The 11614-nt window shown below is 71.8% G+C and carries 8 protein-coding genes; 1 reads left to right on the forward strand and 7 read right to left on the reverse strand.

The window, feature by feature from the left end:
- Positions 1 to 89: 89 nt before the first annotated feature.
- The 7 genes from ACFXBC_RS26595 to ACFXBC_RS26625 all read right to left on the reverse strand — a co-directional run bounded on the left by ACFXBC_RS26595 (position 90) and on the right by ACFXBC_RS26625 (position 10582).
- Positions 90 to 890 (reverse strand): VOC family protein, encoded by an 801-nt coding sequence (locus ACFXBC_RS26595; protein WP_385029468.1) that lies wholly within the window; start codon positions 888 to 890, stop codon positions 90 to 92.
- Positions 891 to 1234: 344 nt separating this feature from the next.
- Positions 1235 to 2236, reverse strand: a complete 1002-nt coding sequence (locus ACFXBC_RS26600; RefSeq protein ID WP_385029471.1) for an ABC transporter substrate-binding protein — start codon at positions 2234 to 2236, stop codon at positions 1235 to 1237.
- 3 nt (positions 2237 to 2239) lie between these two features.
- Complete coding sequence (locus ACFXBC_RS26605) at positions 2240 to 4231, reverse strand: ABC transporter permease (protein WP_385029474.1); 1992 nt, start codon at positions 4229 to 4231, stop codon at positions 2240 to 2242.
- A gap of 64 nt (positions 4232 to 4295) precedes the next feature.
- Positions 4296 to 5429, reverse strand: coding sequence for a glycine betaine/L-proline ABC transporter ATP-binding protein (locus tag ACFXBC_RS26610; RefSeq protein WP_385029477.1), 1134 nt, complete (start codon positions 5427 to 5429; stop codon positions 4296 to 4298).
- Entirely contained in the window at positions 5426 to 6979 is a 1554-nt protein-coding gene (locus tag ACFXBC_RS26615; RefSeq protein ID WP_385029481.1) for a GMC family oxidoreductase, read from the reverse strand. Before ACFXBC_RS26615 ends, ACFXBC_RS26610 begins: the two co-directional genes overlap by 4 nt.
- 61 nt (positions 6980 to 7040) lie before the next feature.
- On the reverse strand, positions 7041 to 8516 hold the full coding sequence (locus ACFXBC_RS26620; protein ID WP_385029496.1) for an aldehyde dehydrogenase family protein: 1476 nt from the start codon (positions 8514 to 8516) through the stop codon (positions 7041 to 7043).
- A gap of 344 nt (positions 8517 to 8860) precedes the next feature.
- The gene (locus tag ACFXBC_RS26625; RefSeq protein ID WP_385029484.1) at positions 8861 to 10582 is read right to left on the reverse strand and encodes an AMP-binding protein; all 1722 of its coding nucleotides are present in this window, start codon (positions 10580 to 10582) and stop codon (positions 8861 to 8863) included.
- A 137-nt stretch (positions 10583 to 10719) separates the two neighbouring features.
- Between ACFXBC_RS26625 and ACFXBC_RS26630 the strand changes: the two genes are divergently transcribed.
- Positions 10720 to 11511, forward strand: coding sequence for an SDR family oxidoreductase (locus ACFXBC_RS26630; RefSeq protein ID WP_385029487.1), 792 nt, complete (start codon positions 10720 to 10722; stop codon positions 11509 to 11511).
- Positions 11512 to 11614 lie beyond the last annotated feature (103 nt).

An 11614-nucleotide genomic window follows, 5' to 3' on the forward strand; every position in this document is an offset into this window, starting at 1 on the left:
GTCCGGGGCGTGTTGCGCCCCCCGGGCCCGCGCGGAAACTGTCAGGTCCCGTGCGGGCGGGACTGCCGGGGCCCTTGTCCGCACGGGTTTCAGGCCATCGAAGGATCGCCCTTGATCAGCGCGAACACCGCGCCGTCCGGGTCCGTGAGCAGGGCCAGCCTGCCGACTCCGGGAACACTGCTCGGCGGCATCAGGGCCGTGGCGCCCCGGTCGGTGGCCGCGGTGAACGTGGTGTCGCAGTCCTCGACGCCGAAGTACGGATGCCACTCCGACGCCGCCCCGGCCCGCACGTTCTCCTGCGGGATCTGCATGATCCCGCCGTGGCTGGTGTCGTCGCCCTCGCCACCGCCCTGCGCGGAGACCACGGTGTAGACCATGCCATCGCCCATGGACATCTCCTGGTGGTCCCAGGAGAAGACCGCACGGTAGAACTGTTCCGCCGCTGCCGCGTCGGTGGTGTGCAGCTCCGTCCAGCACATCGCGTCCGGCTCCATGACGGTGTCAAGCCCCTGCCTGTCGCCCGGCTGCCAGACGGCGAACTCCGCGCCCGCGGGGTCGGTGAAGCGCGCCGTACGGCCGGCGGTGAAGACATCGGCCGGCGGGACGCGGACCGTACCGCCGGCCTGTTCGACCGCGCGGGCGGTGGCGTCGGCGTCGGAGGTGTGGAAGTAGACCGTCCAGGTGGCCCGTGCGCCCTCCACGGCCGAGGGGCCGATGGCCGCGACGATCCTGCCGCCCTTCCGGAAGAAGCCGTAGCCGCCGGCTTCGGGGCCGGCCGACTGGAAGGTCCAGCCGAACACCCCTGTGTAAAAGGCGACGGAGGCGTCGATGTCCGGGGCGCCGAGGTCGAGCCAGTCCGGGGCGCCAGGGACGTAGTGGGTGGTCAGCACGGGATCCTCCGGTGTACGTGGGGTGGTGGGGCCGGCCGTCCAGGGCCCCGGAATCCCTCACGCGCCGGCAGGCCCGGCAGCCGCTGCCTGTGTCCCATGGGTACCGGGGCCGGGGGGTCGCCGAAACAGCGGCCGCGGGCGGCCCTGCGGACGGCGCCCGGCTCCCACCCGTACGGCGCAGCACAGCAGGCGCAGCAGGCACAGCAGGCGCAGCACAGCAGGCGCAGCACATCCGGCCCCGGCCCCCACCCCGGGCGAACCACGAAGGACCTGGCCGGGCGGCCGGAGCGGGGCCGGACCTGCCGCGCCGGACCCACCGGTTCGGCCCGTACACGCGGCTTCCGTCACTTCTTGCCGGGGAGCCACTTCTTCCAGACGGCCGGGTTCTGGTCCACCCAGCGCTTGGCCGCCTCGTCGGCCGAGAGTCCCTGCGAGGCGATCATCGCGGAGACCTTGTTCTGGTCGTCCTTCGTCCACCGGAAGTTCTTCAGGAAGGCCGCGGCGGTGCCGCCCGTCCTGGTGAACTCGGTGTTGAAGTACTTCTGCAGCGGTGTCGACGGATAGGCGCAGTCGATGGACTGAGGGTCCTTGACCCCCTTGTCCGCGCACTTCGCGGTGTACGGGGGGAGCTTGACCTCCTCCATCGGCACCTGGTTGAAGAGCCACTGCGGCTCGTACCAGTAGCTCAGGAAGGGCTTCTTCTCCTTGGCGAACTGCTGGATCTGGGTGATCTGCGCCGCCTCGGACCCCGCGAAGACCACGTCGTAGTCCAGCTTGAGGTTCTTCACCAGGGCCTTGTCGTTCGTGACATAGGACGGCGAGCCGTCCATGAGCTGGCCCTTGCTGCCGCTCTCCGCCGTGCGGAGCTGACCGGCGTACTTGTCGAGGTTCTTCCAGTCGGTGACGTCGGGGTGCTTGTCCGCCCAGTACTTCGGTACGAACCAGCCGATGTGGCCGGTGACCCCGAGGTCGCCGCCCGCGGTGATCGTCTTCTTCTCCTTGACGTACCGCTTCTCCTGGTCGGGGTGGCCCCAGTCCTCCAGGATCGCGTCGACGCGGCCCTGGCTGAGCGCGTCCCAGGCGGGGATCTCGTCCACCTGGACGGTGTCGACGCGGTAGCCGAGGCGGTGTTCGAGCAGATACCTGGCGACGGCCACATTGGCCTGGGCGCCGACCCAGCTCTGCACGGAGAGGGTGACGGACTTGGCCCCCTTGGCCGCGGCGAACGGCGAGGTCTGCTTGGTCATGTCGGCGGCGCCGCAGCCGCTCAGCGCGACCAGCAGGGTGCCGGAGGCCAGCGCGGCGAGGGCGGTGGTGGCGCGGCGCGCGCCACGGGTGCGGGTCACGGCTCAGGCCCCCTTCCGGATGCGGCGTTCGGTGGGCTGGGTGACACGGTCGAGCATCAGGCCGAGGCAGACGATGGCCACCCCCGCGACGAGTCCGACGGCGAGGTCGCCGGTGGCGAGTCCGGTGACGACGTCGTAGCCGAGTGCCCCGCCGCCCACCAGGCCGCCGATGATGACCACGGCGAGCACGAGCACCACGCCCTGGTTGACGGCGAGCAGGAGCGCGGGGCGGGCCAGTGGCAGCTGGACCTGGCGCAGGGTCTGCAGCCGGGTGGCGCCGAGCGAGCGTGCCGCCTCGACCGCCGCCGGGTCGACCTGGCGCAGGCCCTGGGTGGTGATGCGGATGACGGCGGGCAGCGCGTAGACGACCGCGGCGGCGGCGGCCGGGGCGCGGCCCACGGCGAAGAGCGCGACCACCGGGATGAGGTAGACGAACTGCGGCATGGTCTGCATGACGTCCAGGACCGGGCGCAGTACGGCTTCGGTGCGGCGGCTGCCCGCCGCGAGGATTCCCACGGCGAAGCCGATGACCAGCGTGACGACCAGTGCGGCGAGGACCTGCGAGAGCGTGTCCATGGACGGCTTCCACATGCCGAGTACGCCGATCGCGCAGAGCGCGAGCACCGCGGTGAACGCGGTCTGCCAGGTGCCGATCAGCCAGGCCAGGGCGGCGACGATCAGCAGCGCGCCCCACCAGGGCAGGCCGGTCAGCCCGTCCCTGAGCGGGTCCAGGATCCACGAGGTGAAGTGCGCGGCCCAGTCGGCGGTGCCGCCGACGACGGGGACCCCGGAGTAGAGGTGGTCGACCATCCACTCCTTGAAGTCGTCGACGGGCCGTGCGATGGCGACGGTGACCCCGGACGGCCAGAGCGTGGAGCCCGCCAGCCGGCCGGCCACCGCGACGACGGCGGTGCCGGCGGCCGCGAGGGCCCAGCCGCGCGGGCCGCGCAGGGCGGCCGGCCCGGAGGGCTCACTGCCGAGGCGCGCCCCGGCAGCGGCCGTGGTGCGGTCCATGACGATGGCGAGCAGCACGATCGGGATGGCCGCGGCCAGCGCCCCGCCGACGTCGACGGAGGCCAGCGCCTGGTAGACGCGGTCGCCGAGCCCAGCGGCGCCGATGAGTGAGGCGATGACGACCATCGAGAGGGCCATCATGATGGTCTGGTTGAGGCCCAGCAGCAGTTCCTTGCGGGCCAGCGGCAGCCGGGCGGTGACCAGCCGCTGGCGTGCGGTGGAGCCGAGCGAGGCGACGGCCTCCAGGACCCCGGCGTCGGCGCCGCGCAGCCCGAGGGCGGTGAGCCGGGCCATCGGCGGCGCCGCGTAGACGACGGTGGCGAGCAGCGCCGCCGGGACGCCGATGCCGAACACCAGGACCACCGGCAGCAGATACGCGAAGGCCGGGAGCACCTGCATGGTGTCGAGCACCGGGCGCAGGATGCGGAAGAGCCGGTCGGACAGGCCGCCCGCCAGTCCCAGCGCCGCTCCGACGACGGCGGACACGACGACGGCCACCACCATCAGCGCGAGGGTCTGCATCGTCGGCACCCACATGTCCAGCACTCCGCTGACCAGGAAGGCGACCAGTGCGGTCGCGGCGATGCGCCAGCCGGCGACCCGCCAGGCCAGCAGGGTCGCCCCGGCGGTGACCCCGGTCCAGCCGAGGGCGAGCAGCACCAGATAGACAGCGCGTACGGCGATGATCACGGCGTTGCTGAGATAGCCGAGGAAGTACAGGAACACCGGGTGGGTGTCGCGGTTGTCGATGATCCAGTCGCTGACGTGCCCCAGCGGCTTCGAGACGTCCACGGTGAGGGCGCCGGGCCACAGCCCGCCGGACCAGAGGGAGTTCGCGATCGGGACCAGTACGGCGGCGGCGACGGCGAGTACGAGGAGTTTGCCCGGGGCCCGGTGGAGCAGCGCCCCACGGAGCCTGGCCGCCCTGCCGGGAGCGGCGGGGGTGTCGGCGGGTACGGGCGTGGCGGTGGTGGCCGTCATGCGCGCCTCCGGGCGGCCGGGGGGACGGGCGGGCGGACGGGCACGTGGGCCGGTTGCGTGGGCATCAGGCGGCCACTCCGCTCTCGGCCGGGCTCTCGTCGAGACGGGCCACCACGGCGAGCAGACAGGCGTGGTCCACGACGCCCAGGCACCGGTCTCCCTCGACGACGCGTACGGCGCTTCCGGAGCGGACGACGGTGTCGATGGCGTCGGATATGAGCGTGCCGGGCTCGACCGACTCGCCCTCGTCGGCCTCGCTGCCCCGTGCGGCGCGCATGGCACGGCGGACGGTGAGGACCTGTTCGCGCGGTACGTCGCGTACGAAGTCGCGTACGTAGTCGTCGGCGGGCGAGCCGACGATCTCCTCCGGGGTGCCGAGCTGCACGATCCGGCCGTCCCGCATCAGGGCGATACGGTCGCCCAGGGTCAGCGCCTCGGACAGGTCGTGGGTGATGAAGACCATCGTGCGGCCCTCGTCCTTGTGCAGCCGTACGACCTCCTCCTGCATATCGCGCCTGATGAGCGGGTCGAGGGCGCTGAACGGCTCGTCGAAGAGCAGGACTTCGGGGTCGACCGCGAGTGCGCGGGCCAGCCCGACCCGCTGTTGCTGGCCACCGGAGAGCTGGCTCGGGCGCCGGTCCTCCAGGCCGGTCAGGCCGACCTTCTCGATGAAACCGGCTGCCCTGGCGCGGCGTTCGGCCCGGCTCACGCCCTGGACCTCAAGGCCGTAGGCGACGTTGTCCAGGACGGTGCGGTGCGGGAGCAGCCCGAAGTGCTGGAAGACCATGGCGGCGCGGTGGCGGCGCAGTTCGCGCAGCTTGGTCCTGTCCATGGCGCGGACGTCCTCGCCGTCCATGGTGAGGCCGCCGCTGGTCGGCTCGATGAGCCGGGTCAGACAGCGCACCAGTGTCGACTTGCCGGAGCCGGAGAGGCCCATGACCACGAAGACCTCGCCCTCGTGGACGTCGAAGGAGACATCGCGTACGGCGGCGGTGCAGCCGGTGCGCTGCCGCAGTTCCTCTCCGCTCAGACCGGTCAGCGTGGTGTCGGCGGGGATCCGGTCGGCACCCGGGCCGAAGACCTTCCACAGATTGCGGACGGAGAAGACGGTGCCGCGCTTCCCGTCGCCGGCCGCGGCCGCCGCGTCGCCGCGCGGCTCCCCGTCGCCGGAGTCCGCCTGGGTACTGGTCGTGGTCATGCCGTACCTCCCTGGGCCGCGGTCAGCAGTTCGGCGCACTTCTCGCCCACCATGAGGACTCCGATCATCGGGTTGACCGAGGGCATCGTCGGGAAGACCGACGCGTCCGCGATACGGATGCCCGACAGCCCGCGGACCCGCAGCTCCGGGTCGACCACGGCCAGGGCGTCGTCAGGGGCGCCCATGCGGCAGGTGCCCGCCGGGTGGTAGACGGTGTGGGCCACCTTGCGGGCGTACTCGCTGATGTCCTCGTCGGACACGACATCGGGCCCCGGGCAGACCTCGCGCTTGAGCCAGTGGGCGAGCGGCTCGGTCTTCGCGATCTCGCGGGCGAGGCGGATGCCGTCGACCAGTGTCCGGCCGTCGTAGTCGTCCTCGTCGGTGAAGTACCGGAAGTCCAGGGCCGGTTTGGCCTCGGGGTCGGCGCTGGTCAGATAGAGGCGGCCGCGGCTGCGGGGCTTGGGGATGTTGGGGGTCATCGAAACGCCGTGCTCGGGCTTCTCGTAGCCGAGGCGCTCCGGGTTGTCGGTGAAGGGGATCTGGTAGAAGTGGAACATCAGGTCGGGTCCGCGCGATCCGGGGTCGCGGCGGACGAAGAGACCTGCGTCGGAGTCCATCGCCGAGTTCTCCGGGATGGGCCCGTCGGTCTCCCACACGATGACGGACTCCGGGTGATCGAGAAGGTTCTCGCCGACGCCCGGCAGGTCGTGCACGACCGGGATGCCGAGCGCCTCCAGATCCTGCTTCGGGCCGATGCCGGACAGCATCAGCAGCCGCGGGGTGTCCACCGCGCCCGCGCAGACCAGCACTTCGCGGCCGGCCCGCAGGAGGATCTCCTCGCCGTCCTTGGTGCGGACGTGTACGCCCGTCGCGCGGCCGTCCTCCACTTCGAGCCGGTGAGCCCAGGTCTCCAGCATGATCGTGAGGTTGGGCCGGTCGCCCGCTTCGATGTGCGAGTGGAGATAGGCCACCGAGGCCGATGAGCGCTTGTTGTTCTCGGGGTGGTAAGCGAGGTCGAAGAAGCCGACGCCCTCGTGGAACGGCTTCTTGTTGAAGCCCTCCACGCGCGGGACGCCCGCCGCCTGCTGCGCGGCGGACACGAAGTCACGGGCGATGGCGTTCCGGTCCTTCTCGTCCACCGCGACGATGTTGTTGCGGAGCTTGGAGAAGTACGGGTCCATGGACTTCGCGTCCCAGCCGGCCGCACCGTGCTCCGACCACTCGTCCCAGTCGCCCGGCAGCGGCTTGAACGAGATCAGGGTGTTGTGCGAGGAACAGCCGCCGAGCACCTTGGCGCGGCTGTGCAGGATGTGCGAATTGCCGCGCGGCTGCTCGGTGGTGGGGTACGCGTAGTCCAGGTCGCCGCCGAGCAGGCCGAGCCAGCGGCGGAGGGTGAGGACGTCGTCGCGGTCGATGTCGGTGGGGCCGCCCTCGACGACGACGACACTGACGGCGGGGTCCTCGGTGAGCCGGGAGGCGATCACCGAGCCCGCGGTGCCGCCACCGACGACGACGTAGTCGGCGGTGACCGTGGAGATCTCCGGAGGCATGGGGCATTGCTCCTTCTGCAAAGTGCTGACGCTCTTGCGTGGTACGGGAACAGACGGGCAGTCAGCCCGCGAACCAGCCGACCGGGGCGGGCCGGAGGTTCTCGTAGATGTGCTTCGACTCGCGGTACTCGTCCAGGCCGGACGGGCCCAGCTCACGGCCGATGCCGGACTTGCCGAAACCGCCCCACTCCGCCTGCGGGAGATAGGGGTGGTAGTCGTTGATCCAGACGGTGCCGTGCCGCAGCCGGGCGGCGACCCGGCGGGCGCGGGCGGTGTCGGCCGACCAGACGGCGCCGGCCAGTCCGTACTCGGTGTCATTGGCCAGTGTCACCGCCTCCTCCTCGTCGCGGAAGGTCTCGACGGTCAGGATCGGGCCGAAGGTCTCCTCACGCACGACCTTCATGGAGCGGTGGCAGCCGTCCAGGACGGTGGGCGCGTAGAAGTAGCCGGTGGCGGGCCGGTCGTCGGACGGCTCGGGGCGCCTGCCGCCGCAGCGCAGGCGTGCCCCTTCGGCCAGCGCGGAGGCGACGTACGCCTCGACCTTGTCCAGCTGCTGCTGGGAGACCAGCGGTCCGCATTCGACGCCTTCGGCGGTGCCGCGGCCGATCCTGATCCGCTCGGCGCGGCGGGCCAGTTCGGTGACGAAGCGGTCCCGTACGGACTCCTCGACGATGAGCCTGGCACCGGCCGAGCAGACCTGGCCGCTGTGGATGAAGGCGGCGTTCAGCGCCTGGTCGACGGCGGTGTCGAAGCCCTCATCGGTGGCGCAGGCGTCGGCGAAGACGACATTGGGGTTCTTGCCGCCCAGCTCCAGGGCGATCTTCTTCGCACCGGCCACGGCCGAACTCGCCGCCGTGGTACCGCTGGCCAGTCCCCCGGTGAAGGAGAACAGTGCGACCTGCGGGTGGGCGGCCAGCCGGGCCCCCACGGGCACACCGGGGCCTGTGACGATGTTGGCCACTCCGGCGGGCAGCCCCGCCTCCACCAGGAGCTTCACCAGATGGACGGTGGAGAGCGGGGTGACCTCGCTGGGCTTGACCACGAAGGTGTTGCCCGCGGCGAGGGCCGGTGCGATCTTCCAACTCGCCTGAAGGAGGGGGTAGTTCCACGGGGTGATCAGCGCGCAGACGCCGACCGGTTCGTGCACGACGACGCTGTGCACATCGGGCGAACCTGCGTCCACGACCCGGCCGCCGCTCTCGTTCATCACCAGATCGGCGAAGTACCGGAAGGCGTTGGTGACATCGTCGACATCGACCCGGCCCTCCTCCAGCGTCTTGCCGGTGTCACGGCTCTCGATGAGCGCGATCTCCTCGCGGTCGCGCTGGAGCAGTCCGGCGACCCGGCGCAGCAGCGCGGCGCGTTCGGCCACGGGCGTGCGTGGCCAGTCGCCCTGGCCGCCCGCGAAAGCGGTGTGCGCGGCCCGCACGGCGGCGTCCGCGTCCTGCGCGTCGCCTTCGGCCACGATCTGCAGGGTCTTCGCGTCGGCGGGGTCGAGAACCTCCCGTGTGGCGCCGGACGCGGCGCCCCGCCACATCCCGTCTACATGAATGGTCTCGCTTGCCGACACGTGTGTTCTGCCTTTCAATCACCGAACCGATGCCACTGGTTCACACCAGCGGTCTGGTCACCTCCCCGTTCGGCCTTTACCTATGCCTGAACATGAACAGAAAGTGATCCGGTTCACTCACCGTGCCCGGAATACCTCTGTGTGCCCTGAATTCTGCGTGCCCTGGACTCCACGTGCCCGTGGGATTCCGCGTGCCCTGCCTACTGACGCGTCTCGCGGTCAGCCGCGGAACACGGCCTGCCGGCCGGACACCACCGGTACGGAGGTGAACGCCCCTGGTCCGTCGGGCCCGTTGACCGCGTACACCTTGATCAGCCCCTGTCCAGGGCGGTCTTGACGACCTTGCCCAGGGCGTTGCGCGGGAGTCGGTCGAGGACCACGACCTCGCGGGGCACCTTGAAGTTCGCCAGCCGCTCCCGGCAGTAGGCGATCACCTCCGCGGGGTCCGGCCGCTCGCCCGGCCGGGCGGTGACATAGGCCCGGCCCACCTCACCGAGCCGCGGGTCCGGTATCCCGACGACCGCGGCGTCGGAGATCTGCCCGTGCCGTGCGAGCAGTTGCTCGATCTCGGCCGGGTACACATTGAAGCCGCCCACCAGGAACATGTCCTTCAGCCGGCCGGTGACGGTGAGGTTGCCGTGCTCGTCGATGCGTCCGACGTCGCCGGTGCGGAGCCGGCCCAGCGTGTCGATCGCCCCGGCGGTCGCGGCAGGGTCCTCGAAGTACCCGCGCATCACGTTGTATCCGCCGACCACGATCTCACCGTCCTCGCCCGGCCCGAGCCGGTTGCCCGCCGCGTCGACCACACAGAGGTCCACACCTTCCACGGCCCGGCCGGAGGTCTCGGCGACCGTCCGGGCATCGTCGTCCGCCGTGCACATGGATACCAGACCGCACGACTCGGTGAGTCCGTATGCGGTGAGCACGGTCAGCCTCAGCTCCTCACGCATCCGCTCGACCAGCGCGACGGGCACGACGGAAGCACCGGTGACGGCCAGGCGCAGGGACGAGGTGTCGTAGCCGTGGCGGTCCGGATGCCCGAGGATCGAGGTGTAGAGGGCGGGCGGGCCGGGCAGCACCGTCACCTTCTCCTCGCTCACCAGCCGCAGCGTCTCCCGTACGTCGAAGACCGGCTGGAGCACCATCGTGGCGGCCCGGCCCAGACAGGCGAGGACCCCGGCCTTGTAACCGAAGGTGTGGAAGAGGGGGTTGACGATGAGGTACCGGTCGCCGTGGCGCAGCCCGGCCCGCCGGCTCCACGCGTCGAAGGCGCGGATGTTCTGGCCGTGAGCCGTCAGCGCGCCCTTGGGCCGTCCTGTGGTGCCCGAGGTGAAGAACATGTCGCAGACGTCCTCTTCGCCGACCCCGGCGGCGCGTGCCCCGGCCGCCGCGTCGGACACGGACGCGCCCGCGGCCAGGAACTCCTCCCAGCTGCGCGCCCCGGGCGCCGGGCCGCCGCCGATGAGCACCACGTCGACCAGAGCGGGCAGCGCGGGGAGGGGGCTCTGGCCGGGCACGGCGGTCGCGGGTGCTCCGACCGTAGGCGCCGCATCGGGTGCACCGTCCTGGCCGGCCGGGCCGGGTGCGCCGTCCGGGGAGGCCGTGACGGGCGGCGGGGTGCCGCCCTCCGTGCCGCAGTCCGCGCCGCCGGACAGCCCGCCGAGGTATCCGAGGTAGTCGTGGCCCAGGAAGCCGTTGTCCACGAAGAGGGTCCTGGCCCCGCTCCTGGCCAGCAGCCAGCCCGCCTCCTCGCCCTTGTAGCGGGTGTTGACCGGCACCAGCACGGCTCCCGCGCCGAGCGCCCCGAGCGCGGCCACCACCCAGCGGTGCCCGTTCGGGGCCCAGACCGCCACCCGGTCACCGGGAAGGACTCCGGACGCCATCACGGCGGCGGTGGCGCGCCGCACCCGCAGGGCCAGTTCGCGGTACGTCAGCCGGGTCTCACCGTCGATGAGCGCCTCGGTGTCCGGGTGGCGCCGGGCGGTGTCCGCCAGCACACCGGGAACGGTGCGGGCCCGGTGGTCCTGCGTCATGGAGACCCCTCGTCCGTCGGAATTCTCGGCCAGTCCCGGGCACTCTAGTTCACCTACCTAACGCTTGGTAGGTTGATCCCGTACCAGCTCCCGGCCGTCCATGGCGCAGCCGGGCCCGGACGGCACGGAGGCGGCTCATGACCATCAGCAACCCGGCGGACTTCACTGGACGCGCGGTCGTCGTCACGGGCGGCACCAAGGGCATCGGTTACGCGATCGCGGAGGCGTTCCTCGGCGCGGGCGCCGAGGTCCTGGTGTGCGGACGCGGCACACCGGACGCCCTGCCCGCCTCGGGCGCGCGCACGGCGGCCTTCCTCGCGGCGGACGTACGCGACCCGGATGCGGCGGCCGGCCTGATCGAGCATGCGGCGGCCCGCTTCGGCCGGCTGGACACCCTCGTCAACAACGCGGGGGGCTCGCCCGACTCGGACGCCGCCACGGTCTCACCGCGGTTCGTCGAGCGGATCGTCGCACTCAATCTGCTGGCCCCCTTCTACACGGCCCAGGCGGCCAACCGCGTCATGCGGGCACAGGAGGAGGGCGGCTCGGTCGTGAACATCGGCAGCGTCTCGGGGCACGACCCGCAGCCGGGGACGGCCGCCTACTCGGCCGCCAAGGCCGGACTGCTCGGCCTGACCCGCGCCCTGGCCCTTGAGTGGGCGCCGCTGGTCCGCGTCAACCACATCACCACCGGCCTGATCCGCACCGAGAACGCCGCGTCCGTCTACGGCGACGACGGAGGCGCCGCGGTGGCGCGGACCATCCCCATGGGCCGGATGGCCGCGCCGTCCGATGTGGCCGACGCCTGTCTGTTCCTGGCGGGCAGCCAGGCGTCGTACGTGAACGGCGCCGACCTCGCGGTCCACGGGGGCGGCGACTTCCCCGGCCGCTACCTCGCGGCCCGCTCGGTCAGTACGGCCACGGACTGAGGGAGGGTTCGGGGCGCGCTGGACACCGGCCGGCGCGCACCTCCCCCGACCGGCTGGAACAACACCCGCCGCCGACAGCCGTGCGGGCGCCCCGTTCCCGGTG

This window comes from Streptomyces sp. NPDC059398 (genome assembly GCF_042751845.1).
Classification (GTDB): Bacteria; Actinomycetota; Actinomycetes; order Streptomycetales; family Streptomycetaceae; genus Streptomyces.